The organism is Dongia sp. (assembly GCF_041909655.1).
Classification (GTDB): Bacteria; Pseudomonadota; Alphaproteobacteria; order Dongiales; family Dongiaceae; genus Dongia.
On record NZ_JAYRDA010000002.1, the window covers coordinates 270,513 to 296,859 of the forward strand.

Consider the following 26,347-nt stretch of genomic DNA (forward strand, 5'->3'; position numbering starts at 1 on the left):
TTGTTCCTTGCAAGCTCGCATCGCAGCCTAACTGGAGCGCGCTACTACGCACTACTACTTGCTACTACCAACTACTACTAGGCACTACTACGAAAGGAAATATCATGCGCCGTCAAACAGTTACCAAGGCACAAGTATTTGAAGCAGCCGATCAATTTGTGGACATGGGCCTTAATCCGACCCAGAACGCGGTCATCCGACGCGTCGGCGGTAGCTTCAGTACCGTAGGGCGATTCTTAGAAGAATGGCGCCGGGAAAGGCGTGCCGCCAACGAAAACCCGGCCGTCGCCGCGCCAGATCAACTCTTGGGAGCCGCCAAGAACTTTGCAGAGGAGCTTTGGAGCGCGGCCTTGGATCTGGCTGCAGCCAAATTTCGCGAAGACCAGAAGCGACTAGAAGCCGAGCAAGCGGCACTCGATGAGGACAGAGTCGACATGCTGAACCTTGTCCGAGACATGGAGAATGCCGCAGCCGTCCAAGAATCCCGGATTTTCACCCTCGATCAATCGCACAGGGACGCAATGTCCAACGTATCTGTGCTGAAGGATAAACTTGCCAAGGCACAGGAACGCGCTAGCGTCGCTGAAGCGCGCCTCGCCGAAGCCAACAGTCGGATCGGGGAACTGCTTGAGAATGTTGGGCTGGCGCACCAGCGCAACACCGACCTTCTCCAATCACTCCTGTCGCTCCGGCATGGCAGAAATTCACCCTCCAGCAGGCGCGGCAATGCGTAGAAATGTTCGGCAGATCGGCTCGCTCATTTAGAATGTGGAAATGAGTGAATGCGAGTCATTTCATCATTTTCACATTTCAAACTTCTGTCAGATTTGGCCGATGGAAATCAACAATTACCCGGCCCGCTAAATCTCGCCCGTGGCGCAGTTTGGCATCCGCCTCTAAGGCGCAAAATACCCTCTGGCGAAAATCATTTCGAAGATGCACTTCCTGGATCCGACGCACCACCTCCGAAATCAACGGGCAACGCCTTGATTTGCCCAATCTGCGCCGCTATCGGAACGCTCTCGGCGTCCCATTAAAATATCAAGACCTCGATGGTGGGATCATGCGGCATGCCTTCGATATCGCAGTCTGCGTGCTTCTGAGCGCTGCGCTAGGCTATAACAGCGGGGGCTTGTGAGCTGAAGAGGTACTCGGCACGTAGGTCGTTGGGAAATGGTGCTCTTTCTTTCCCATCAGACTCTTCTTCGCCAAGCTTCCACCTTGCACATATCACAAGATTTCTGTGCGCCACATCAGCGTTGATTTCGGTGCGCCTCACATCGTTGCCTGGGATCTGTAATCCACCAAGTCGATCAGGCAGGCGACTATACCTCTGAACCCCACGAAGTCGCTCATTTGAGAAGCCACGCGTACGGCTTCGATCCTTCGTCAGTCAATCACCCGATCGTCCTCGCGGCGCCGTTTCGCCTTGGCGGCAGCATCCGCCGCATGCTTCTGCAAGTGAGAGATACCAAAGCCATAATCCAGGTATTCGATCGTCTTCTTCAGTTTCTTCAACATGTCGCTCTTGTTGTAACGAGAAAGCTCACTCTGGCGCTCTGTTCCGTCATGGCCAGTAATTTCTTCTGCGAACCCGCGATTAGCATCCTCGTGGTCCATGATCGCCGTTACGACGGAGTGGCGGAAAGAATGAAAGCCGATCTTGGGATCGTACAGCTTCACCTGCTGGCGATAATAGGTGAACGCCTTGGTAAATTGGTCACTGCGAACATCTTCCAGAGACGCAATTTTCATGTCTGGAAAAAGATATTCGCCACCAGGTCGGCCTTTGACGAGCGCCTCCAGGAAGCCGAAGCTCAATAGATGTGAATGAATGGGGACATATCGCTCTGAGCCCAGTGTCTTGAAGCGGCGCTTCGATTGGCGAAGGTTGAAATACCAGAGGTCGGCCTTCTCACTATATTGAATTTCTTCGACAAGCATCGAACAGATCTCCTCCGCGCGCATGCCCGTATAGGCGCCGATCAGCGGCACCCAGTACTTCCAGTCGCGGTGGACATATGTACCCGGTTCTGTGCGGCGCGCGTGGGACCGACATCCGGTCCAGATCGGCGTCTTGAAGAGCTTGCCAATCATCTCTGGCGGCCATTGATCGCGTTCTTCCTGCACTTCGTACAGGGATTTCTTTATGTTGATGTGCAACCCGGCGAACACGTCGGGATGTTGTGGCGCCAGATAACCATGGGCTCTCATCCAGCGCCAGAATCCTCGCAAAGCGCTGAGGTGCTTGTTGATGGTCTTCACCGAGATCTTTTCGAATTTGATAGTGAGCGGCGTCCGCTGGTCCTTGCGAGGCAACCGTTCGCGATTCTTCTGCTCAATCGTGGAAACGTCAGCAACGATCTCCATAGCCGATAGGTTACGCCACCTCTTGTCCCTGTGATAATTGGCCGGGAGTTGCGCAATTGTCCTCCGGAACTTCGACGAATCGAGGTTCGTATAGGCGTAGGCAGGCTGGTCACCGCAGATGTCGATCCAGAGATAGAGGGAGGAAGTTCGGTGCCGAACGTTGCTTTCCCTGATCTTGGAAACGGCGACTTCATCCACGGCATAAACCTTCCAGGCTTCGCTGAGAGGCGTTTCACGAAGTTCCCGTTCCTGTGCCGTCAAACCATCCCGTGGGGAATGTGAGGTCAGAGCCGGATCGTCATGCTCGACTGGAACGGTGTGGTCTCGAAAGCTATGATAGGCACCCTCGGCCTCATCCGGATAGATTTCAGCAAAACTACTGCCTTCCGCTTGGTCCTGCGCTTCCATCGCTTCATCAGCGCGGGAAGCAGGAGATTGGCTTTCGCCCAAGTCATAGCCTGAACTTGCGCGGTCTATTTCGTCATGAAGGGCCTCTTCCCATGACGCCTCATCCAACCCCGCCTCTTGGATCGTCTGATACGGTAGTCTTTCGCGCCGGAATGTCTCGGCATCGCGATCAAACTTCTCGGCCAGCGCCCGCAACAAGGCGCGGCCAACCAGACGTTCGTCGATGCTGCCTTCCTCGATTTTCAGCCCCGTTGCTTGGGCATGGCGCCGAATTGTCTTTTTCACCCCGCTGATATCATTGGTGGCCAGTTCCGCGCGGCATTGCTCCGCTTCATATTCAAGGAGCATGGCTTCCGCGTCAGGTGGCGGATAACCCCCGATGGTGAAGAGGCTCCCATCACGGGCAAGCCGGATTTCATCCTCCCACTCGAACGCTTCAACGGCCTGGCGGACGAGGTCCTCGATCTGCTCCTTGGTGATGTTTGGTCTATCCGCCACGCTTCTCAACACTCCCTCAATGGCCAGCCAGGCTTGCCGCGCCCGGATAGCAGCCAGGCGAGCGTTCCCCGTCTTCAGTGAGAAGACGATCTCCGTCCGCCCGATCCGGGCGGCAAATTGGGAAGTTAACTTCCTGCGGAAATGGAAGCGAGTGCCTCGCTGCCGAAGGTTGGTTTTGAGCGCCATCAGGTCCGTCCCGGCGGGCTACACCCGCCAAATAGGTGGACCAGCCGGGTGGCCGCAGCCCGCGCCGACTGGCGTCAGACGCGCTGATTTACGCTCGAAGAATCAATGACTTAGGTGGGTTTTTGGCTGGGGGACTAGGATTCGAACCTAGACTGGCGGAGTCAGAGTCCGCTGTCCTACCGTTAGACGATCCCCCAACAGGCGTTAAGCCGTTGGATGCGCCCGGGATGTACCGGGGCTGGCGAAAGCGGGCGCACCATAATGCCGTGATCTGCCAAGTTCAAGCCTTCAATGACCCCGCGCGGCGGAGCGGCGGGCGCTCATGACGCCGCTCATGACGCCCCTGTGACAGCGGTAACTTTATCTCACGGCACTTCCCATGTAGGATCGCTGGCGAAGTGACCCGTCAGGGATTGATCCTACCGGCTGCGGAAGAATTTATCGCGCCAAATCAATGGGTTGATCGCCTCGGGCAGAGGAGCATTGGCGCGTGAGCGGTGGATCATCGGGGTCGCCCGCAGCTGCGCTCTGGCGTATGCGTGCGGCGAGGCCCGGGCAAGTCATGGCGGCCTTGGACCTGGGCACCAACAATTGCCGGCTGCTGATCGCCCGGCAAGGGGTTGGCGGCTATCAGGTCATTGATGCCTTTTCCCGCATCGTCCGTCTGGGCGAGGGCGTCTCTCAGAGCGGCCGGCTGTCGGATGACGCCATGGACCGCACCATCGACGCCCTCAAGATTTGCGCCGCCAAAATGGAGCGGCGCGGGGTAAGCCTCGCCCGCGCGGTCGCCACCGAAGCCTGCCGCCGGGCGGAGAATTGCGGCGGCTTCGTCGATCGCGCCCAGGGCGAAGCCGGCATCGCCCTCGACATCATCACCTCGGGCGAGGAGGCAGCCCTCGCTTTCAAGGGCTGCACGCCTCTCTTTGATCGCAACACGCCCTTTGCCATCGTCTTCGATATCGGCGGCGGCTCGACCGAATTGGGCTGGCTGCGCCTGTCGCCGCAGCGCCCGCCCGAGATCATCGCCTGGCATTCGATGCCCTATGGCGTCGTCAGCCTTACCGAGGAATTCGGTGCCGAGGCGGCCGAGGGCGAGGCACCGCTCGATTTCTACCGCAGCATGGTCGAGAAGGTCGTGTGGGAGCTGGATCCCTTCCGCCGCGCGATCGGTGCCGGCAGGCATATCAGCGAAGGCAGCGTGCAGATGCTGGGAACCTCCGGCACTGTCACCACGCTCTCCGGGATCCAGCTGGGCCTCCCCCGCTACGAGCGCAATCTGGTCGATGGTTCCTATTTGCGCTTCGGCGATGTCGAGCGGATCAGCCTGGATCTCGCCCGGCGCGATTGCAAAGGCCGCGCGACCATTCCCTGCATCGGCATCGAACGGGCCGATCTGGTGCTTTCCGGCTGCGCCATCCTGTCGGCGATCTGCCGCCTGTGGCCCGTGGGGCGCCTGCGTGTCGCCGATCGCGGTGTGCGCGAGGGCATTCTGATGAGCCTGATGATGGGCACGGCGCCCGATACCGTCTATATGGAGCCGCCGGCGCCGATCCCGGCAGCGGCCACCGATCCCCTCCCCCTCATGGCGGCGGACGAATTTTGACCTTGTGGAGTTTCGATCATGCGTAACAACCGCGGCCCCGGGTCGCGCGGCACACGCGGTACGGGCGGCAGAAGCGAGGCCGGCGCCGGCGGCTTGACCGGACGCGGTCTCAAGACCCGTGTGAAGACCGCCAACAAGCGTAGCGCCTCCTCGACCTGGTGGCTGGACCGGCAATTGAACGATCCTTACGTGGCCGAGGCGAAGAAGCGCGGCTATCGCTCGCGCGCCGCCTTCAAATTGCTGCAGCTCGATGAAAAGTACCATTTCCTGAAACCCGGCGGCCGGGTGGTGGATCTGGGTGCCGCCCCCGGCGGATGGACCCAGGTCGCCGTCGACCGCGTTCACAGCGCCGATTCCGAAAACAGCGGCAAGCGCGGCAAGGTGATCGGCATCGATCTCCTGGCGGTCGAGCCCATTCCCGGCGCAGATATCATCCAGCTCGATTTCATGGATGCGAGTGCCCCGGATAAGTTGAAGGCGATGCTGGGCGGCCAGGCCGATGTCGTGCTCTCCGACATGGCGGCCTCCTCAACCGGCCATGCCCAGACCGATCACTTGAAGATCATCGATCTTGCGGAAACCGCCCTCCTTTTCGCCCGCGAGGTGCTGGCACCCGGCGGCACGTTCATCGCCAAGGTATTGGCGGGTGGCGCCACCGGCGATCTGCTGGCGCCACTGAAGCGCGACTTCGCCACGGTCCGGCATGTAAAACCCGAAGCGAGCCGCAAGGAATCGGCCGAAATCTATGTCATCGCGCAAGGCTTCCGCGGCTAGCGATTGATGGCTCTTCCCCTCCTGATCGACACCGATCCCGGCATCGACGATGCCATTGCCATCTGGCTGGCTCTTGCTTCGCCGGAGCTTGACCTTCTGGGCCTCACCGCCGTGCTCGGCAATGGCGCGGTTGGCCCGTGCGCCGAGAACGCGATCCGCGTGCTCGATGCCGCCGGCCGCGGCGACCTTCCTGTTCATATCGGCAGCGGTCAGCCCCTGACCCGAAGCTACGCACGGCATGGCTGGGGTGTCCATGGCAGCGATGGCTTGGGCGGCATCGGCCTTCCCGCCCCCTCGCGCCGGCCAAACGGCGATGATGCCGTCGCCTATCTGGCTGAACAATTGCAGCGGGCGGCACCCGGCAGCGTCACTTTGGCACCCCTCGGACCACTCACCAATGTCGCACGTCTCCTGAGCGAACATCCGGATGCCAAACGCGGTATCCGCGAGATGATCGTCATGGGCGGCGCCACCACGCCGCAAGGCGGCAACGCCACGCCGCATGCGGAATATAACTTCTGGCTCGACCCGGAGGCCGCCGACATTGTCTGCCAAAGCGGCGTGAAGATGACTTTGGTGACGATTGAGACGGCGCGCCCGATCAGCGCCACGCCCGCCCGTATCGCCCGGATCGAGGCCGCCGGCAGCCGCGTTGCCGGTCATGTCGCCGCCCTTCTGCGCGCCTATGTGCACGAGACCAAGGCCGATGCCCTGTTCGACCCCCTGGTCGTGGCCTATCTGATTCGCCCCAATCTCTTTGCGCGCATTCCAGCCCGATTCCGGGTCGCAATCGGTGGCTCGGAACGGCTGGGAGCGCTAGATTGGCAGCCGGCCTCGGCAGACTCGCCGCATGCCTTGCTGCAAGCCCCTGATCCGGATGCCATTTTCGATCTGCTGGCTGCGCGTTTGCAACAACTCCCCTAAGCGCGCCGCGCAGGTCCATTTGGCTTGTGACAAAGCGGCCGATGTGTATGATGAGGCGCCAACCTAGACCGCCCTCCCGAAGGGGGCGGTTTTTCGTATCCAGAATGGCCAAGATCAGGCCGAGCAGGTTGGTATCATGCAAATTCGCGACGCATTCACTTTCGACGACGTTCTCCTGGAACCGGCGCATTCGACCGTCTTGCCGGCTCAGGCCCAGACGCTCACCCGCCTCACCAGCCGCATCAGCCTCAATATCCCGCTGCTCTCCTCGGCCATGGACACCGTGACCGAAGCCCGCATGGCGATCTGCATGGCACAGAACGGTGGCATGGGCGTCATCCACAAGAATCTCGATATCGCCCGCCAGGCCGAGGAAGTCCGCCGGGTGAAGCGCTTCGAATCCGGCATGGTCGTGAACCCGCTCACCATCCACCCCGACCAGACGCTGGCCGATGCGCTCAACCTGATGGAAACGCATTCCATCTCCGGCATTCCCGTGGTCGAGCGCGCCGAAGGCGGCAAGCTCGGCGGCAAGCTGGTCGGCATCCTCACCAATCGCGACGTGCGCTTTGCCAACAATATGAGCGAGCCAGTCGCCAATCTGATGACCCGGGAAAAGCTGGTCACGGTGAAGCCCGGCGTGCAGCGCGACGAAGCACGGAAGCTCCTCCATCAATACCGCATCGAAAAGCTGCTGGTGGTCGACGAATTCTATCGCTGCATCGGCCTCATCACGGTGAAGGACATGGAGAAGGCCCAGGCCTATCCCCATGCCAGCAAGGACGAGAACGGGCGCCTGCGCGTCGCTGCCGCGACCGGCGTCGGCGAAGACGGCCTGCGCCGGGCCGAAGCCCTGCTCGATGCCGGCGTCGATGTGATCGTGGTCGATACCGCGCATGGCCATAGCCAGGGCGTGCTCAGCTCCGTGGCCGCGGTGAAGCGCCTCTCCAACGCCGCCCAGGTCATTGCCGGCAACGTCGCCACGGCCGAAGGCGCCCAGGCACTCATCGATGCCGGCGCCGATGCGATCAAGATCGGCATCGGCCCGGGTTCGATCTGCACCACGCGCATCGTCGCCGGTGTCGGTATCCCCCAATTGACCGCCATCACCGACGCCGCCGAGCGCGCGCACAAATCCGGCGTGCCGATCATTGCCGATGGCGGCATCAAATATTCCGGCGACGTCGCCAAGGCGATTGCCGCCGGTGCCGATTGCTGCATGGTGGGCTCGTTGCTCGCCGGCACCGAAGAAGCACCCGGCGAGGTCTTCCTCCTCAACGGCCGCTCCTACAAATCCTATCGCGGCATGGGTTCGCTGGGCGCCATGGCGCGCGGTTCAGCCGATCGCTATTTCCAGCAGGAAGTTTCCGACACGCTGAAGCTGGTGCCGGAAGGCATCGAGGGTCGCGTGGCCTATAAAGGCCCCGCCGGCACGGTTATCCATCAACTCGTCGGCGGTCTTAAGGCGGCCATGGGTTATACCGGCAACGGTACCATCGCTGACATGCAGACCAAATGCCGCTTCGTGCGCATCACCAATGCGGGCCTGCAGGAAAGCCATGTCCATGACGTGCAGATCACGCGGGAAGCGCCGAACTACCGGCAGAACATGTAATCAGGCGCCCTCCCGCCGCGTTCGTGCTGCGGCGTGACCTTTTGAGTTTTCAGGATCTATTGACATGACACCCGGCGCCCGCATTCAGGCGGCAATCGAACTTTTGGCGGCGATCCATGGCGGCTCGGCACCTGCTGATCGTGCCGCCGCGGCCTTCTTCCGGTCGCGGCGCTATATCGGCGGCTCGGATCGTCGCGCCGTGCTTGATTCCGCCTATGCCGTTCTGCGGCAGATGGCCAAGCTCGATTGGTGGGTCGATTACGCCTATCCGGAACGCCCCGAAGGCGGCCAGGAAATCGCCGATATCGAACGCGCGCGCGTCATTGCCAAACTTGTGCTGATCGATCACTGGACCGCCGACAAGGTCGCCGGCAGTTTCGACGGCGGGCAATACCGGCCGAAATCTCTCAACCGCAGCGAACGGAACTTCGCCAAGGCCATCGAGGGCGCTGATCTCCGCCATGGGGACCAGCCGAAATGGGTGCGTTTCGAATACCCGGCCTGGATCGAACCACATCTCGTCAAGCAATTCGGCGAGCATTACGAACGCGAAATGGCGGCACAGATCGAAGAAGCCGCCACCGATCTCCGCGTAAATGCCCTCAAGGGAACCCGCGACGAGGCCATCGCGGCCCTGTCGCAGGAAGGCATCGAAGCGACGACGACATCGCTCTCGCCCCTTGGTCTGCGTCTCGACAGCCGGCCGCCGCTCGCCAACCTGAAATGCTTCCAGGACGGCCTGATCGAAGTGCAGGACGAAGGCTCACAACTGGCCGCCTTGCTGGTCGATGCAAAGCCAGGCCAGCGCGTGGTGGATTTCTGCGCCGGCGCCGGCGGCAAGACCCTGGCGATGGCGGCGGCCATGAAGAACAAGGGCAAGATCGTCGCCTGCGACACGCTTAAAGGTCGGGTCGAGCGCGCGGGCGAGCGGCTGAAACGCGCCGGCGCCTTCAATGTCGAGCGTCGCGGACTGGAAAGCGAGCGCGATCCCTGGGTGAAGCGCCACGCCGGCGGTTTCGATCGGGTTCTCGTCGACGCCCCCTGCTCCGGTGCCGGTACCTGGCGGCGCAATCCGGATGCGAAATGGCGCCTGTCACCGGACGACCTCACCCGCCTTGCGGCCTTGCAGCAGAGCATTCTCGAAAGTGCGCATCGCCTGGTGAAACCCGGCGGACGACTGGTCTATGCCACCTGCTCGTTGCTGCGCGACGAGAACGATGCCCAGATCGAGACCTTCCTCGGCAATCATCCGGAATTCCAGCTCGTGCCCATCGCCGATGTTTGGGAGCAGGTGATTGGCGGTTCCTGCCCGACCACGGAAAACACTTTGTCGCTGACGCCGCTGCGCAACGGCACCGATGGCTTCTTCGTCGCGGTGATGGAACGGCAGAAAGCCGCCTCAGGCACGGATGAGGCGCCAGAGCCTGCCGTCGATGGCGGCGAGGCCTAGGGCAATCAACCCCATCCCGGCGAGGTGATGCACTTCCATCACCTCGCCCAGGAAACCGACACCGAGCAGCACGGCGCTTACGGGTATGAGCAGGGTCACCAGCGACAGATTGGTGGCCCCCGCGCGCCGCAGGATGCGGAAGAAGATCAGATAGGCGAGCGCGGTCGAGAGCAGCGCCAGCGCGATAACGGCACCGGCAACGCGCCACCCCGGAAAATCAAGTGACCAGGGCCGATCCAGCAGCAGCACGGGCAGCAACAGCCAGCAGGTACTGCCGGTCAATTGCCCGGCCGCCACCATCAAAGGCGGCCGGGACTTGAAGCGGCGCCCGAACACCCCGGCGAATCCATAGGACAAAGCTGCCGCCAGGACCGCGAGTTCCGCCCAGAGATGATTGCCGAAACCGGCCAAGGCATCGCTGCCGACCATCACAGCAACGCCGGCAATCCCGAACAAGACGCCGATGAGCTTGAGCGGTCCGACACGTTCATCGGCCGTGAAGACATGGGCAACCAGCACCGTGAAGACCGGCGTCGTTGCATTGAGGATCGAGGCGAGACCGGCACCGATCGCTTGCTGACCCCAGAAGATCAGACTGAACGGGATTGCATTGTTGAGTAATCCCATGATGAAGACGTCGCGCCAGAACAAGCCGTCGCATGGGATTGCGATCTTGAGCAACCGGCCGAGGGCGTAAAGCGTCAGCGCGGCCAGAGCGACGCGGCACAGGGCGACGGTGAGGGGCGGAATCGCGCCAACCGCAATCTTGGCAAAGAAGAAGGAACCGCCCCAAAGAACTGACAACAGGACCAGCAACGCCCAGTCCTGCCAATCCATCCGCCGCGCGGTGGTCGAATTCATATGATTGCTTCCCGCCAATAATGCGGCGCGACTATGGAGGGATCAGACGGCGCGCGCTATCCGGCGCTTGCTGTGGATAAGGTCGGCCCAGCGCGACCCGATCGTCCGGCAGAAGGCCATCGCATCCTGGCCGTGACGCTGCAATTCACCACGGGCGCGGTCGATCGCCCTGGCGCCCTCTTCCGGCCCCAGCTTGCCGTGGATGACGTGATTGAAATTCTCGATCCAATGCTGTGCCTGTTCGAGCGAGATTTCGAAATGGCATTGAAAGCCATAGGCGGCATCGCCATAGCGGAAAGCCTGATTGGCGGTGGTGGTACCGGTCATCAAACGCACCGCACCTTCCGGCAGCGCGAACGTATCCTCATGCCATTGCATGATGTGCTGGCGCGGCTCCAGCCTGCCCAGCAGCGGATCGTCCTGCCCCTCTGCCGTGATATCGATCGGCAGATAGCCGTATTCGAAGACCTCGTTGACACGGACACGGGCACCGAAGGCCCGCGCCATCAATTGCCCGCCGAGGCATAGCCCAAGCAGCGGCTTTCCCTCATCATGAAAGGCATTTATCAGGTCGCAGACCCGCGGCAGGTTCGGGAAATCCTGGTCGTTATGCGCATGCTGGGCCCCACCCAGAACAATCGCGGCATCGAAGCCCTGGGGCGATTCCGGCAAGATTTCACCATGATGGGGCAGCACATTGGTCAGCCGCGCGCCGCCGGCCTTGAGGTGCTCGCCGAGCAGCGACACCGGCGACGTGGGATCGTTCTGAATGACCAGAATCTGCATTGCGCCGAAATCTCCCCCGCTGATTTAAAGCGGGCGCATGATGCGAAAAGGCGCGACCGCTGACAAGCGCGCCGGGCGCAAGGCAGCCGCGACTCCTGGTCAGGGGTGCCGGTCGATTAATGCTGCAGATGCCGCCCCGGGAACAATCGCCGTGCCAGACCACCGACATGGCCGAAGACGACCGACATCAAATAAGCGAGACCGGCGGCAAGCACGATGGCCGGGCCCGGCGGCAGATCGAGATGATAGGAGGCAAGCAAGCCGATGAGGCCGGCACCAAGCGCGATGCCGGATCCTAGCAACACCATGATGCCGACGCTCCGCGCCCAAAATCGGGCCGCCGCTGCCGGCAGGATCATGAGCCCCACCGCCATCAACGTGCCCAGGGCCTGAATGGCGGCCACCAGATTGATCACGACCAGGATCAGAAAGATCATATGCGCACTGGCCCCATGCCCGCCCACCGCCCTGAGGAAAGCGGGGTCGAAGCATTCCACCACCAGGGTCCGGTAGATGAGCGCGAAGGCCAGCAGAGACACGATCGCCGTCGCCACCACCAGGATTAGGCCATCGGCCCCGATCGAGAGCAGCGAGCCGAAGAGAATGTGAAGAAGATCGCGCGGACTCCCCTTGAGCGAGACGATCAGGACACCCAAGGCCAGGGACACCAGATAGAGCGCCGCGAGACTGGTATCTTCCTTGAGCGCTGTCAGGCGCGAAACGGCGCCGCTCAGCAAGGCCACCACCAGACAGGCGACCAGACCGCCGAGACTCATCGCCCAGAGATCGAGACCGAACAGGAAGAAGCCGGCAGCAACACCCGGCAGGATGGCATGGGCCAGCGCGTCGCCCATCAAACTCATGCGGCGCAATTGGAGGAACACGCCCAACGGCCCGGCGACGATGGCGACCGCGATCACCGCCACCAGGGCGCGGCGCATGAAGGCAAACTCGACAAAGGGCGCGATCAGGAAATCATGCATGGCTGGATGGGCTCAAGCCGCGCAGACTGCGGCAGCTTCCTGCCAATGATCGGCCGAATGCCGCGCGGCGGCGAGATTGGCGGCATTCAGCACCTCCTCCGTCGGTCCCCAGGCAATCGGCTCGCGGGCCAGAAGTAGGCTTTCCGGGAAATGCGCCCGCACGAAATCGAGATCGTGCAAAGCCGCGATGACTGTCTTCCCGGCACGGTGCCAGGCCGAAATGAGGGCCATCAATTCCTGGACCGTGCGCTGGTCGACCGCGTTGAAGGGCTCGTCGAGCAGGATCAGCGCGGCATCCGCGGCGATGAGGCGCGCAAACAACACGCGCTGGAACTGACCGACCGACAGGCTCGCGATCGGACGATCCTCGAATCCGGCAAGGCCCACTTCGGCCAGGGCTTCGCGCGAACGTTGCCGCATGGCGCGAGTCAATCGCTTCAAGGCGCCGACACGCCGCCAATGACCAAGATCGACCACTTCGATCACCGTCATGGGAAAGCTGCGATCGACCTCCGTCACCTGGGGCAGATAGCCAAGCGCCTGGCGATCCGCGACCGTGATCTTGCCGCCGTTAAGTGGCAGCAGACCGACAATGGCCTTGAGGAGCGAACTTTTGCCGGCACCGTTCGGGCCGACAAGCGCAGTCAGGCTGCCCCGCGGAAACGTTCCCGAAAGATGGTGCACCGCCGGATGCCGCTGATAGGCGATGGTGACGTTGTCGAGCGTGATGACGGCGCCGGGCAATAGGGCGGTTACTGCCGCGGGATGATGATGGGCATGCGCCATGAGCGTCGCCGGCGGGGTCAGGCCAGCGCCCAACGGAGAAGCATGAGCAGCAGGCCGGCAAGAAGAGCTGCCGCCAGCAGGCGATGCGTGATGCCGAGGCCAAAAGCCATGTTCGGATCGATCTCCAGACACCGGATAAAGAAGAGGGTCAGACAAGGCTTGTTATAACATAACGCCATCCGGCGCCAAGGGTGTTGGGCAGGAGGCCTTTTGCTCATGGTTTGTGCTCAAAATTTATGCAGATTTGCGCATGCACGCCGGAACAGCGTCAATTTTCCCAATATTTTCCGCGAGCTCGACCGGAAAGCTTGCTGGCACGGCCTTTGCTCCCCAGGATGAAAATCGGCTACTCCGGTCCAAACGCGAGCCAGCCTCAGAAGGACGCAAGGGAAACGATCCATGGCCTTCGACGAAATGCGGTTCGGGGATGGGACAATCCGTCCACCCTACGCGGAGGTCGCACGCTGGTTGCAGGGTGTCACGTCGGCGCAGCTTGAGCGCCGCCGCGCCGAGGCGGAGCTGTTCTATCGCCGCGGCGGCATTACCTTCGCCGTCTATGGCGATGCCCAGGGCGAAGAGCGCATCATCCCCTACGACATCATCCCGCGCATCCTGTCCGGCGCCGAATGGGCGCGGCTGAAGGCCGGGCTGGAACAGCGCATCCGCACCCTCAACCTCTATCTCGCCGACATCTATGGCCCGCGCGAGATCTTGAAGGCCGGCATCGTGCCGGAAGATCTCGTCTGGCAGAACCCCGCCTTCCGGCCAGAGATGGCCGGGCTCGCCGTCCCGCATGGCATCTACATTCACATCGCCGGGATCGACATCGTCCGCGTCGATGGCGACGATTTTTATGTGCTGGAGGACAATGCGCGCACCCCTTCCGGCGTCTCCTACATGCTGGGCGGGCGTGAGATTTCGATCCGCCTGATGCCTGAGCTTTACGCCGCGCATCGCGTGGCACCCGTCGAAAACTATCCCAATGAATTGCTGGCGACCCTGCAATCCTCGGCGCCGCGGAATTCCACCAAGGATCCGACCGCTGTCCTGCTGACGCCAGGCCAGTTCAACTCGGCCTATTACGAGCACTCGTTCCTCGCCGACAAGATGGGGATCGAACTGGTCGAGGGCAGCGATCTCTTCGTGCGCGACGGCATCGTCTTCATGCGGACGACCGAGGGGCCCAAACGCGTCGACATCATCTATCGCCGCCTGGACGACGCCTTCATCGACCCCCTGGTCTTCGATCCCGATTCCATGCTGGGCGTTCCCGGCCTTTTTGCCGCCTATGCCGCCGGCAATGTGACGCTGGCCAATGCCGTGGGCACCGGCGCCGCCGACGACAAGGTCGTCTATTCATATGTCCCCGACATGGTGCGCTTCTATCTCGGCGAGGAACCGATCCTGAAGAACGTGCCGACCTGGCGCTGCCGCCAGAAGGACGATCTTGCCTACGTGCTCGATCACCTTTCCGAACTCGTGGTGAAGGAAGTCCACGGCTCGGGCGGCTACGGCATGCTGGTGGGGCCGCATGCGACCGGGGCAGACATCGAGGAATTTCGCGCGCGGCTCATTGCCGCGCCCAACAATTACATCGCCCAGCCGACCCTCTCGCTCTCCACCTGCCCTGCTTTCGTCGATCAAGGCATCGCGCCCCGGCACGTGGATCTCAGGCCCTTCGTCCTCACCGGCGCCGACGGCATCCGCATCGTGCCCGGCGGCCTCACCCGCGTCGCCTTGCGCGAAGGCTCTCTTGTGGTGAATTCCAGCCAGGGCGGCGGGACCAAGGATACCTGGGTGATCGACGAACCCGACACGGCGGGTGCGTGAGATGCTGAGCCGCACTGCCGATTCCCTCTTCTGGCTGTCGCGCTATGTCGAGCGCGCCGATTACCTCGCCCGCGTGCTCGAAGCCGCGACCCGGCTCTCCGCGCTCCCAAAGGCCTATGGCAGCGGGACCAATGAATGGCAGAGCGCGCTGGCGACCGCCGGCTGCAGCGATCTATTTCACCGCTTTCACGATGAGCCCACGGCCGCGACGGTGATCGATTTCCTCGCTTTCTCCGAAGACAATCCCGCATCCATCCGCCGCTGCCTGGAAATCGCCCGCACCAATGCCCGCGCCGTTCGCACGGCGCTGACCGCCGAAATGTGGAATGCCATCAACGGCGCCTGGCTGGAATTGCAGCAGATGCCCAACAAGGCTTCTGACCCGGACGGCCTGATGCCGTTCCTCGATTGGGTCAAGGAAGTCTCGCTGCGCTTCGACGGCTCCGGCTATCGCACCATGTTGCGGAATGACGCCTATTGGTTCGCGCGGCTCGGCATCTTCATCGAACGTGCCGACAACACGGCCCGCATCCTCGACGTCAAATATCATGTTCTGCTGCCGGAACATGCCGCGGTCGGCGGCGGCATCGATTATGCGCAATGGTCGGCGATCCTACGCGCGGTCTCGGCACTCACCTCCTATCACTGGGTCTATCGGCAGGGATTGCAGCCCTGGCTCATCGCCGATCTGCTGATCCTCAACGAGCAGATGCCGCGTTCTCTTGCGGCCTGTTATGACGCGATCGTCGGCAATCTCGAGCGTCTGGGCGGCGCCTATGGCCGGCACGGCGAGTCGCAGCGCCTGGCGCGCTCGATCCATGTGCAGTTGGAGAACAGCCGTATCGAACAGATCTTCCAAGGTGGGTTGCACGAATTCATTTCCACCTTCATCGTGAACAACAATCGACTCGGTGGTGCTATTGCCACGCAATATCTGAGCTGAGGGATGACTTGATGCTGATCCATGTTCGCCACCGCACGCGGTATCATTACGATCAGCCGGTCCAATCGATCATCCAGGCGTTGCGCCTCATGCCCCGCAATCACGAAGGCCAATATGTGCGCCGCTGGCAGATCGATCTTGACCACGACAGCACCCTGCGTCCGGGTGAGGATGCCTTCGGCAACGTCCTCCACATGCTTTCGCTGGACGGGCCGTTAAGCGATCTCTGTCTCACCGTTGAGGGCGAGGTCGACATGCAGGACACCAATGGCATCCTGCGCGGCACCTGCGAACGTTTTCCGCCGGAATTCTATCTGCGTGAAACGCCCCTCACCCAGCCCGACGAAGCGATCAGGGACTTTGCCCACACAACGTCGGGAAAATGTGGCGGCAATGCATTGAAGACGCTGCACGCCTTCCTGGCTGCGCTTCATCTCGACATGGTTTTTGACACGCAGCAGACCGACACCACCACAAGTGCGGCGGTCGCTTTCGCCATGAAGCGCGGTGTCTGCCAGGATTTGAGCCATGTCTTCATCGCCGCGGCGCGGGTACTGGGTATTCCGGCGCGGTATGTCGGCGGCTATCTGATGCGCTCGGATGACGCCATTCACCAGGAAGCCGGTCATGCCTGGTCCGAGGCCTATATTCCGGGCCTTGGCTGGGTCGGATTCGACCCGGCCAATGGCGTCTGCCCCACCGAATCCCATATCCGGGTCGGGATCGGCCTGGATTATCTCGGCGCCGCCCCGATCCGGGGTGCGCGGCTGGGCGGCGCCACCGAGAACATGGCGGTCGAAGTCACCGTCGCCGATTCCTATCAGGGCGAGCCGACCCACCAGATCCAGTGGCAGAAACCGGCCTCCGCCATCGAACAGGCCGGCCAGCAATTCCAGGCATAACCTGTGGATTTTCCCTGACGATGATTGGCAGGGGATGGTTGGCGGCGCTATAACTGGGCAAGACTCGCCCGAAACGGGGCATCTTGAACCGACCCGAGCAACAGAAGACCGCCGAGATGACGTATTGCGTTGGATTGAAGCTGCGCGACGGCCTGGTGATGATTTCCGATACGCGCACCAATGCCGGCATCGACAACATTTCCTGCTTCCGCAAGCTGCACCTGTTCGCTGAACCGGGCGAGCGCTGCATTGCCATTGCCAGTTCCGGCAATCTGTCGATCACCCAATCCGTGATCAGTCTGCTGATGGAAGGCATGACCGATCCGGAAACCGGCAAGAAGCAGACGTTGATGAACATCCCCACCATGTTCAAGGCGGCGCAATTGGTGGGTGCCGCGGTGCGCGAGGTCTATCGCACCGACGGCCCCAGTCTCGAACAGCATCAGGCCGGCTTCGACGTCGCCCTACTTTTAGGTGGGCAGATCAGGGGCCGCCGCATGCGGCTCTTCATGGTCTATTCCGCGGGCAATTTCATCGAGGCCACGGGCGACACGCCCTATCTGCAAATAGGCGAGCACAAATACGGCAAGCCTATCCTGGACCGTGCCATCACCTTCGAGACCGATCTATCCGAAGCGTTGAAGATCGGCCTCATATCGATGGATTCGACCATGCGCTCGAATCTGGCCGTTGGCCTCCCACTCGACCTCATGGTCTTGCGGCAGGACGCCTACACGCCGGAACTGGTGCACCGGATCCATGCCGGCGATCCCTATTTCGAGCAATTGCGGCAGAGCTGGTCAGAGGCCCTGCGGGCCAGCCATCAGGCGATTCCGCGCCCGCCCTATAAAGGCGTCGCCGGGCCGATGGCTGATGGCGCGTCGAAGGATAAAGGCGCTGTCAGGAAAACCCGGAAATCGACGAAGCGCAAATAGCCGACAATGGCCGTGTCCGATACCCCCAGCGATGAGCAGATCGCCCACTTTCAAAAGGCGGCGACCGACCTGCTCGGCGCGAAGGGCTTCCTCATCGCCCCCGATATGCTGGCCCCACACGTCAAGGACTGGCGCGGCATCTTTCTGGGACGGGCCTGCGGGCTCGCCCTCCCCGCAAACACGGCGGAAGCGGCATCCCTGGTGAAGCTCTGCCGGGAATACCGGGTTTCCATCGTGCCCCAAGGCGGCAATACCGGGCTTTCCGGGGCAGCGACGCCGGATCAAAGCGGGCGCAGCGTCATCGTCAACATGCGCCGTATGAACCGCATCCGGTCGGTGGATATCGCCAACGACACGATCATGGTCGAAGCCGGCTGCATCCTGGCGGACATCCAGAACGCCGCCAACGAAGCGGACCGCTTCTTTCCCCTGAGCCTTGCTGCCGAAGGCTCGTGCCAGATCGGCGGCAATCTATCCACCAATGCCGGCGGCATCAACGTCCTCAAATACGGCAATGCCCGCGATCTGACGCTGGGCCTCGAGGTCGTCCTGCCGGATGGCAGCGTGCTCGACGATCTTGATACCCTGCGCAAGGACAATACCGGCTATGATCTGAAGCAGCTCTTCATCGGCGCTGAGGGCACCCTCGGTCTCATCACCGCGGCGACGCTGAAGCTCTTCCCGGCTTTGCGCGCGCGGGCGACGGCACTCGTCGCCCTGGCCGGAATCGACGCGGCACCCAAGCTGTTGACGCGTTGCCGCGCAGCCACGGCCGATCAATTGATCAGCTTCGAATTGCTGCCCAGATTCGGCCTGGAACTCGCACAGAGGCATTTCTCCGCGCGCAATCCGCTGGAAACGGCAGCCGATTGGTGCCTCCTCATCGAAGCCGCGACGCCTGCCAGCGACTTCGACATCACCCTCGCTTTGGAGCGCTCGCTCGGTGAAGCGCTGGAGGCCGGAGAGATTGCGGACGGATTGCTGGCCGAAAGCGAGACACAACGGCGCGAATTGTGGCGTCTGCGCGAAGCCATGGTCGAGGCCCAACCGCGCGAAGGCGCCGGCATCAAGCACGACATCGCCGTCCCCGTGGCCGCCATCCCGGACTTTGTTCGGTCGGCTGGCGCCGCACTGGCAGCGCTCGATCCCACTTTGCGCCCCCTGATCTTCGGCCATGTCGGCGACGGCAATCTGCATTTCAACATCCTGCAGCCGGTTGGAATTGAGGCTGCCGCATTCCAATCGCGGACGACGGAAATCAATCTTATCGTGCATGACAAAGTGGCTGCCCATCGTGGCTCGATCAGCGCCGAACACGGGATCGGCCAGCTGCGCCGCGCGGAACTGGCGCGGCTGAAATCACCCGTAGCGCTCGCTGCAATGCGGCAGATCAAGCACACCCTGGATCCCGACAACCTCTTCAATCCAGGCAAGGTCATCTGACGTAAAAGACGCTATACTGGCGCCATAAAAGCCGATCGGGGGAACGTCATGAGTGGCTATGAAGCACCTTTGGCTGACATCCTCTTCATGCTGGAGGAAATCGCTGGTCTGGGCGAAATAGCCGCTTTGCCGGGCTATGAAGAGGCCAGCCCCGAGACCATCGCAGACATCCTTACCGCCGCCGGCACCTTCGCTGGCGAGGTCCTCGGCCCCATCAACCGGAATGGCGACAAAGGCTGCGTCTTCAAGGATGGCAAGGTCACGACGCCGGAAGGCTATCGCGACGCCTATCAGCGCTTCGTCGCCGATGGCTGGAACGCCGTGGCGTTCGACCCGGAATATGGCGGCCAGGGCATGCCCTGGGCAGTCACGACGGCCTTGCAGGAGATCTGGAACGGCGGCAGCGTCGCCTTCGCGGCTTGCCCGATGCTGACCCAGGCGGCGGTCGAGGCGATCTATCATCACGGCAGCGAGGCGCAGAGGGCAAAATACCTGCCCAAGCTGATCAGCGGCGAATGGACCGGCACCATGAACCTCACCGAGGCGCAGGCCGGTACCGATCTCGGTGCTATCCGCACCCGCGCCGAAGAGGATGGCAAGGGCGGTTATCGCCTTACGGGCCAGAAAATCTTCATCACCCATGGCGAGCATGATTTCGTCGAGAACATCATCCATCTGGTCCTGGCCCGGCATCCGGGCGGACCGGAAGGCCATAAGGGGCTCTCGCTCTTCGTGTGCCCGAAATTCCTGGTGAATGACGACGGCTCGCTGGGTGCGCGGAATGACGTCGCCTGCGTCTCGATCGAACACAAGCTTGGCCTTCACGGCTCACCGACCTGTGTCATGGCCTATGGCGAGAACGGCGGCGCCTATGCCGAGCTGGTGGGCGAGCCGCTGCAAGGCCTGCCGCATATGTTCACCATGATGAACAATGCCCGTCTTACCGTCGGCGTCCAGGGCCTCGGCATCGCCGAGCGGGCAACCCAATTGGCCTCTGGTTACGCGCATCAGCGCGTGCAGAGTGCGGTCGTGGGTGCCCCGGCGGATGCCAGGCTGCCGATCCTGCATCATCCCGATGTGCGCCGGAATCTTGCCACCATGCAGGCGCTCACCCAGGGGGCGCGTGCCCTCGCCATTTTCACCGCGGGCGCCCTCGACCGCGCCAAGCGCCATCCGGATGCGGCGGAACGGGCGCGGCAACAGGCCCTGGTCGATCTCCTCATCCCGATCACCAAGGCCTGGAGCACAGATCAGGGCATCCGCGTGAGCTCGCTCGGCATTCAGGTCCATGGCGGGGCCGGCTATATCGAGCAGACGGGCGCCGCCCAGCATTACCGCGATGCCCGCATCTTTGCGATCTATGAGGGCACCAACGGCATCCAGGCGATTGATCTTATCGGCCGCAAGGTGCAACGCGACGAGGGCAAGGCCATGCAGGCGCTCATTGCCGCGATGACCGATTCCCTGGCAAAATTCGGCGTGGCGGGCGAGGATCTGCCGGCCCTGCGCGAACGTCTGCAGCCGGCCCTGCAGCGCCTCGGTTCGGGCACCGATTACGTCCTGCTGGCCGGCAAGGGCGATCCGCGCCGGGCGCTGGCCGTGGCGCAGCCCTATCTCAACCTTTGCGGCACCGTTATCGCCGGTTGGCTCCTGGCACAAGCGGCCCTGGCCGCCAGCAGGCGCCTTGCGGACGGTCAAGGAGATCCTGCCTATCTCCGGCGCAAGATCGCCCTGGCGCGCTTTTATGCCGACAACATCCTCGGCGACAGCAGCGCCTACCTGACCCAGGTCACCGCCGGCGGCGACAGCCTTCTGGCGATCGATCCCGAGGCGCTATAGCCACAATATCGCTGCGGCATAGGTGCAATGTCGGCGGGTTCCGCTTGCCAAGGTGTCGCCGAACCGACACATTTAAATCTCGGGGGTCGGGGCCAAAAGAGTGCCGGCTGGAGGCTATAAAACGGGAAAACCGATCGCGTCATGAATTCGCAATCCCTGCGGCGGGATGCCGTTGGCATCGACCAGGTGGTCAAGATCTATGGTGAGGGTGGCAATGCGGTCACGGCGCTGAAAGGCGTCTCGCTCGCCATTGCCGATAACGAATTCTTCACCCTGCTCGGCCCCTCAGGCTGCGGCAAGACCACCTTGCTGCGCATCATCGCCGGCTTCGAGCAGGTGAGCGGCGGGCGGGTGTTCCTGTTTGGTGACGAGATCGAGCAATTGCCGCCGAACAAGCGGCCGGTCAATACCGTCTTCCAGCATTACGCCCTCTTCCCGCATATGACGGTCGAAGAGAACATCGCCTTCGGCCTCAAGCGCCTCGGCCGCTCGGGCGCCGAGCTTCGCCAGCGCGTTGGTGAGATGATGGAGATCACCCAATTGAGCGGCTTTGCCGGCCGCCGACCCGGGCAATTGTCGGGCGGCCAGCAGCAGCGCGTGGCTCTGGCCCGCGCGCTTGCTCCGCAACCCAAGATCCTGCTGCTCGACGAACCGCTCTCGGCGCTCGATCTCAAACTGCGCCAGCAGATGCGCCTGGAGTTGAAACAGATCCAGGAGAATACCGGCATCACCTTCATCTTCGTCACCCATGACCAGGAAGAAGCCCTCGCCATGTCGGACCGCATCGCGGTCATGAGCCAGGGCGAAGTGCAGCAATTGGGCACGGCCGAGGAAATCTACGAACGCCCCAGCAACCGCTTCGTCGCCGATTTCATCGGCGATACCAATATCCTCGCGGCGACCATCCTCGCGCCGGACGGTACCGATCGCCGCCTGTGCCGGACGGCTCATGGCCTGGAAGTGATCGCGCGCGGCCAGGGAGATGCCGGCGCCAGCGTGCATATCTCGATCCGGCCGGAACGCATCGCGCTTGCCCCGGCCGGCATGGGACATCCCGGTGTTCCCTGCGTGATCGACCGCATCGTCTATCTCGGTACCAACCGGCAGGTGCTGGTGCGCCTGAATGACGGCGCGCGCCTCACGGTGCTGGTTCCCAATGCCAGCAATCTGGATCTCCAGCCCGGCGACAACGTTCTTGTGCAGGTGCCCCCGGGCACTGCGCAATTGTTGAAGGATTGACGGCAGTGGCCGCCCTCGCCCCGCTATCGACACAGCAGCAGACGGCCGCCGGCCTCACCGGCCGGGACCGCGCCTTGCTGCTGGCACCTGCCATGCTTGCCATCTTCGTCTTTCTCGTTCTCCCGCTTGGTTTCATCCTGGTCTATTCCTTTCTGACCAAGGGCACCTATGGTGGCGTCATCTGGGAATTCTCGGGCGCCGCCTATGAGCAATTCCTGTTCGAACGCGACCTCTTCACCGACGAATTGCTCTTCCACACTTCCTATTTGCAGATCTATGGCCGCTCCGTCCTGCAGGCCGTGGTGGCAACGCTCGCCTGTCTCGCCATAGGATTCCCCACCGCCTATTACATCGCGACGCGACCACCTTCGCAGCGGAACATGTGGGTCTTCCTGATCACCGTTCCCTATTGGGTCAATCTGCTGATCCGCACGGTCTCGATGCTGTTCATCATCCGCGACGAAGGCCCGCTCAATTCCTTCCTGATTGGCCTGGGATTGGTGGATCAGCCGATCCGCCTCGCCTATACCGATTTCGCGATCGGCCTCGGCCTCGTCTACAGCTATCTCCCTTTCATGGTGCTGCCCATTTACGCCGCCATCGAACGCTTCGATTTCCGTCTGGTCGAGGCTGGCCACGACCTCTATGGCGATCGCTGGGTGATCCTGCGCCAGATCGTAATCCCGCTGACCAAGCCCGGTATCATCGCCGGTGCTCTGCTTGTCTTCATCCCGAGCCTCGGCTCCTTCATCGCCCCCGATCTCCTGGGCGGCGGCAAGAATTTGATGATCGGCAACACCATTGCGCTGCAATTCCAATCCTCGCGCAATTGGCCCTTCGGATCGGCAGCCGCCATCATCCTCCTCACCATCGTGCTGATCGTCCTGGTCATTTTCGCCCGCCGCGCCCAGCAGGCGGCGGTGGCGGCGGGGAGATAGAGATGGCTGCAGCCCGCATCGATCTTAAACGCTATCCCGGCTTCGGCGCGCTCACCTGGCTCTGTATCGTGCTGCTCTATGCGCCGATGCTGGTGATCATGATCTATTCCTTCAACGAGCTCCGCTCGATCACCACCTGGGGCGGATTCAGCCTGGCTTGGTATTGGAAGGCACTGACCAATCCGCAATTGCATGCCGCGACGTTCAACTCGGTCGTGGTAGCGGTGGTGGCGGCGACTTTGGGCACGATCCTGGCACTTTGCGCGGCGCTCGCCATGGCGCGCGGCCGGCGGATGCGCTACCAGGATGCCGGCTTTGCGCTCATCAATTTGCCGCTCATGGTGCCGGAGATCGTCACCGCCATCGGCAGCCTGGTCTTTTTCCTGGCGATCGGCATCCAGCTCGGCCTCGGCACGATTATCATTGCGCATACGGTTTTTTGCATTCCCTTTGCCTATCTGCCGATCGCGGCAAGGCTGCAGGGCCTGGAAGGCTATTACGAGGAAGCGGCGCGCGATCTCTACGCCACGCGCTGGGAGACCTTCCGCTATGTGACACTTCCACTGACGCTGCCGGGCATCATCGCGGGCTACATGCTGGCCTTCATCGTCTCGCTCGACGATTTCATCATCACCAATATGGTGGCCGGACCCGGCGCCACAACCTTGCCGATGGCGATTTACGGCATGGTGCGCACGGGCTTTACGCCGGAGATTAACGCCATCTCGACGATGATGCTGCTGGTTTCGGCATTGTTCGTTTCCGCGTCCTATCTGATCGGGCGCCTCGGTGACAAACAAAAGAACACGATCAACTGAACTCAAGACAACAGGGAGAGCGACATGTCTAGCAAGATGAGATTGATGGCGGCCTCGGCACTCTGCGCCGCGACGCTGGTTTGCGCATCCGGGGCCCAGGCCGCCGGGGAGCTCAAGATCTACAATTGGTTCGATTACATTCCGCAGGACCTCCTCGACAAGTTTGCCAAGGAATACGACGTCAAGGTGACCATGGACACCTATGCCTCGAACGAAGATCTGCTGGCGCGCCTCAAGGCCGGCGTCACCGGCTATGACGTGGCGATGCCGGGCGACTACATGGTGGCAATCCTCGTTCAGGAAGGCTTGCTGGAGAAGGTGAATGCCTTCGAACTGTCGAACTTCAAGAATGTCCGCGAGGACATGCTGGGTGTCTATTGGGATCCGAAGCGCGAATATTCCGTGCCCTATCAGTGGGGCTCGACCGCCTTCATGGTCGACAGCGCCGTCTATGGCGGCGACATCAATACCTGGCAGGTGATCTTCGAGCCGCCCGCGGAGCTCAAGGGCAAGATCAACATGCTGAAGGAAGTGAACGAGGTCCTGAATGCGGGCCTCCGTTATCTCGGCTATCCCCGCTGCAACGACAATCCGGAGCAATTGAAGGCGCTCAACGACCTGCTGCTGAAATCCAAGGCCGATTGGCTGTCCTTCAACTCCGACGGCGCCAAGGAAGTGCTGGTGACCGGCGATGCCGCCGCCGGCCAGATCTATAACGGCTTCGGCAAGCGCGCCCGCGATGAGCGCGCCTCGTTGAAATACGCCTATCCGAAGGAAGGCTATACCGGCTGGTCCGACAACATCGTCGTCATCAAAGGCGCCCCAAATATCGAGAACGCCAAGCTCTTCATGAATTTCATGCTGGAGCCGGAGAATGCCGCCGCTCTCACCAATTTTGCTAAGTACTCCGCTGGCGTGAAAGGTGTCGAGCCATTCCTCGACAAGGATCTGGTGGAGGCACCTGAGCTCAACCCGCCAGCCGACGCGCCGAAGGCGGAATTCGTGCCGCCCTGCCCGGAAAATGTCGTGCTGATGTACGACAAGATCTGGACCAATCTGCTGAAGTAATCGCGATCAATCGACGCCGGGGCGCGATCCGCCCCGGTGTCGCTATTGCCGTGCCAATTCGCCTTCAGGAAGCGCAATCGCCGCCGCCGCCGCGAACGTGACCGCCACCCGCTCCTGACTTCCCAGGCCAGCCAGCGCACCGTCATTCGGCAATTGCACCTGCAAGGGCTGCGCATCCTGTGTGAGCAGCCGCAGATTCATGAAATTGCCTTCGAAATCCATGTCGACGATCTTGGCATCGAGACGGCCGCCATCGGCACCGGTGCCATTGGCGTCCGCGATGCTGGATCGTTCCGGCCTGACGAACAGCATGGCGCGATCGCCCTGCTTCAGCGCACCGTTATGACGGGCGCGCATGCGGCCCCAGGCGGTGTCCAATTCAATATCGCCGCCGCCCACATTCAGGACCCGGCCGCGAAAGACATTGGCCTCACCCACGAAGCTCGCTGCGAAGGCCGTCGCCGGTTGGTTGTAGACCACATCTGGCCGCGCTACCTGTTCGATCCGCCCATGGCTCATCACCGCGATCCGGTCCGACATGGTGAGCGCTTCGCCCTGGTCGTGAGTGATGTAGATGAAGGTGACGCCGGTGCGGCGCTGGATGGCGCGCAACTCTGCCCGCATGTGCTGGCGCAATTTGAGATCGAGCGCCGAGAGCGGCTCGTCGAGCAGCATGACCTTGGGCTCGACCGCGAGCGCCCGGGCGATGGCGACACGCTGGCGCTGGCCGCCGGAGAGATCGGCAACCTTCTTGTCGGCGGCATCCCGCAGCGCCACCAGATCCAGCAATTCCTCCGCCCGCTCCCGCCGCCGGGATTTTGCTATACCGCGCATCTCAAGACCAAAGGCCACGTTCTCCCAGACCGGCATCAGGGGAAACAAAGCGAGGTTCTGAAAGATGAGCGCTGTGGGCCGCCGGTTAGGCCCGATCCCGCGCATATCCTGTCCGCCGATCCGCACCACACCCGAGCTGGGCTCAGTAAAGCCGGAAATCAGCCGCAGGATCGTCGTCTTGCCACAGCCGGATGGCCCCAGGAAGCTGAAGAATTCGCCCGCCTCGATATCGAGCGAAACATTGTCCACAGCGGTGAAATCGCCAAAGCGCATCACCACACGGTCCAGTTCGACCTTTTCGCCAATGCTCATGA

The 26,347-nt window shown here is 62.0% G+C and carries 22 protein-coding genes and 1 tRNA gene; 16 read left to right on the forward strand and 7 right to left on the reverse strand.

The genetic code is table 11. The features are described 5' to 3' along the window. The first annotated feature begins 104 nt into the window (after positions 1–104). Positions 105–734 (forward strand): DNA-binding protein, encoded by a 630-nt coding sequence (locus tag ACE3PR_RS04445; RefSeq protein WP_374368628.1) that lies wholly within the window; start codon positions 105–107, stop codon positions 732–734. A gap of 655 nt (positions 735–1,389) precedes the next feature. On the opposite strand, the gene ACE3PR_RS04450 is transcribed toward ACE3PR_RS04445, so the two are convergent. Together ACE3PR_RS04450 and ACE3PR_RS04455 are read right to left on the reverse strand one after the other, a co-directional pair. After that, entirely contained in the window at positions 1,390–3,462 is a 2,073-nt protein-coding gene (locus ACE3PR_RS04450) for a tyrosine-type recombinase/integrase (RefSeq protein ID WP_374368630.1), read from the reverse strand. Positions 3,463–3,585: 123 nt separating this feature from the next. Further along, a tRNA-Gln gene (locus tag ACE3PR_RS04455) sits at positions 3,586–3,659 on the reverse strand. Positions 3,660–4,024: 365 nt separating this feature from the next. Between ACE3PR_RS04455 and ACE3PR_RS04460 the strand changes: the two genes are divergently transcribed. The 5 genes from ACE3PR_RS04460 (at position 4,025) to ACE3PR_RS04480 (ending at position 9,828) form a co-directional block, all read left to right on the forward strand. Then, positions 4,025–5,065 (forward strand): Ppx/GppA family phosphatase, encoded by a 1,041-nt coding sequence (locus ACE3PR_RS04460; protein ID WP_374368632.1) that lies wholly within the window; start codon positions 4,025–4,027, stop codon positions 5,063–5,065. 18 nt (positions 5,066–5,083) lie between these two features. Further along, positions 5,084–5,839, forward strand: coding sequence for an RlmE family RNA methyltransferase (locus tag ACE3PR_RS04465; RefSeq protein WP_374368634.1), 756 nt, complete (start codon positions 5,084–5,086; stop codon positions 5,837–5,839). A gap of 6 nt (positions 5,840–5,845) precedes the next feature. Continuing rightward, entirely contained in the window at positions 5,846–6,763 is a 918-nt protein-coding gene (locus tag ACE3PR_RS04470; RefSeq protein WP_374368636.1) for a nucleoside hydrolase, read from the forward strand. 136 nt (positions 6,764–6,899) lie between these two features. Then, the gene (gene guaB / locus ACE3PR_RS04475) at positions 6,900–8,378 is read left to right on the forward strand and encodes an IMP dehydrogenase (protein WP_374368638.1); all 1,479 of its coding nucleotides are present in this window, start codon (positions 6,900–6,902) and stop codon (positions 8,376–8,378) included. A 64-nt stretch (positions 8,379–8,442) separates the two neighbouring features. Then, the gene (locus ACE3PR_RS04480; protein ID WP_374368640.1) at positions 8,443–9,828 is read left to right on the forward strand and encodes an RsmB/NOP family class I SAM-dependent RNA methyltransferase; all 1,386 of its coding nucleotides are present in this window, start codon (positions 8,443–8,445) and stop codon (positions 9,826–9,828) included. On the opposite strand, the gene ACE3PR_RS04485 is transcribed toward ACE3PR_RS04480, so the two are convergent. The 4 genes from ACE3PR_RS04485 to ACE3PR_RS04500 form a co-directional block, all read right to left on the reverse strand. Next, the gene (locus ACE3PR_RS04485) at positions 9,778–10,689 is read right to left on the reverse strand and encodes a DMT family transporter (RefSeq protein ID WP_374368642.1); all 912 of its coding nucleotides are present in this window, start codon (positions 10,687–10,689) and stop codon (positions 9,778–9,780) included. The genes ACE3PR_RS04480 and ACE3PR_RS04485 overlap by 51 nt on opposite strands. Positions 10,690–10,731: 42 nt before the next feature. Then, entirely contained in the window at positions 10,732–11,475 is a 744-nt protein-coding gene (locus ACE3PR_RS04490) for a type 1 glutamine amidotransferase (protein WP_374368644.1), read from the reverse strand. 116 nt (positions 11,476–11,591) lie between these two features. Then, the gene (locus ACE3PR_RS04495) at positions 11,592–12,458 is read right to left on the reverse strand and encodes a metal ABC transporter permease (protein WP_374368646.1); all 867 of its coding nucleotides are present in this window, start codon (positions 12,456–12,458) and stop codon (positions 11,592–11,594) included. Positions 12,459–12,470: 12 nt separating this feature from the next. Further along, positions 12,471–13,244, reverse strand: coding sequence for a metal ABC transporter ATP-binding protein (locus ACE3PR_RS04500; protein ID WP_374368648.1), 774 nt, complete (start codon positions 13,242–13,244; stop codon positions 12,471–12,473). 399 nt (positions 13,245–13,643) lie between these two features. Here ACE3PR_RS04500 and ACE3PR_RS04505 point away from each other — a divergent pair, with 399 nt between their 5' ends. The 10 genes from ACE3PR_RS04505 (at position 13,644) to ACE3PR_RS04550 (ending at position 25,199) form a co-directional block, all read left to right on the forward strand. Next, complete coding sequence (locus ACE3PR_RS04505; RefSeq protein WP_374368650.1) at positions 13,644–15,074, forward strand: circularly permuted type 2 ATP-grasp protein; 1,431 nt, start codon at positions 13,644–13,646, stop codon at positions 15,072–15,074. Between the two features lies 1 nt (position 15,075). Beyond that, on the forward strand, positions 15,076–16,017 hold the full coding sequence (locus ACE3PR_RS04510; RefSeq protein WP_374368652.1) for an alpha-E domain-containing protein: 942 nt from the start codon (positions 15,076–15,078) through the stop codon (positions 16,015–16,017). A gap of 11 nt (positions 16,018–16,028) precedes the next feature. Beyond that, on the forward strand, positions 16,029–16,919 hold the full coding sequence (locus tag ACE3PR_RS04515) for a transglutaminase domain-containing protein (protein ID WP_374368654.1): 891 nt from the start codon (positions 16,029–16,031) through the stop codon (positions 16,917–16,919). A gap of 116 nt (positions 16,920–17,035) precedes the next feature. After that, complete coding sequence (locus ACE3PR_RS04520) at positions 17,036–17,854, forward strand: peptidase (protein WP_374368656.1); 819 nt, start codon at positions 17,036–17,038, stop codon at positions 17,852–17,854. A 6-nt stretch (positions 17,855–17,860) separates the two neighbouring features. After that, positions 17,861–19,297: an FAD-binding oxidoreductase gene (locus tag ACE3PR_RS04525; protein ID WP_374368658.1), complete on the forward strand. Its 1,437-nt coding sequence runs from the start codon at positions 17,861–17,863 to the stop codon at positions 19,295–19,297. 48 nt (positions 19,298–19,345) lie between these two features. Beyond that, positions 19,346–21,136, forward strand: coding sequence for an acyl-CoA dehydrogenase (locus ACE3PR_RS04530; protein ID WP_374368660.1), 1,791 nt, complete (start codon positions 19,346–19,348; stop codon positions 21,134–21,136). Positions 21,137–21,277: 141 nt separating this feature from the next. Beyond that, entirely contained in the window at positions 21,278–22,375 is a 1,098-nt protein-coding gene (locus ACE3PR_RS04535; protein WP_374368662.1) for an ABC transporter ATP-binding protein, read from the forward strand. A gap of 5 nt (positions 22,376–22,380) precedes the next feature. Continuing rightward, the gene (locus tag ACE3PR_RS04540) at positions 22,381–23,313 is read left to right on the forward strand and encodes an ABC transporter permease (RefSeq protein ID WP_374368664.1); all 933 of its coding nucleotides are present in this window, start codon (positions 22,381–22,383) and stop codon (positions 23,311–23,313) included. A gap of 2 nt (positions 23,314–23,315) precedes the next feature. Continuing rightward, on the forward strand, positions 23,316–24,131 hold the full coding sequence (locus ACE3PR_RS04545) for an ABC transporter permease (protein ID WP_374368666.1): 816 nt from the start codon (positions 23,316–23,318) through the stop codon (positions 24,129–24,131). 24 nt (positions 24,132–24,155) lie between these two features. After that, the gene (locus tag ACE3PR_RS04550; RefSeq protein ID WP_374368668.1) at positions 24,156–25,199 is read left to right on the forward strand and encodes an extracellular solute-binding protein; all 1,044 of its coding nucleotides are present in this window, start codon (positions 24,156–24,158) and stop codon (positions 25,197–25,199) included. A gap of 42 nt (positions 25,200–25,241) precedes the next feature. Here the strand turns inward: ACE3PR_RS04550 and ACE3PR_RS04555 are convergent, their stop codons facing one another. Beyond that, positions 25,242–26,345: an ABC transporter ATP-binding protein gene (locus tag ACE3PR_RS04555; protein WP_374368670.1), complete on the reverse strand. Its 1,104-nt coding sequence runs from the start codon at positions 26,343–26,345 to the stop codon at positions 25,242–25,244. Between the last annotated feature and the right edge of the window lie 2 nt (positions 26,346–26,347).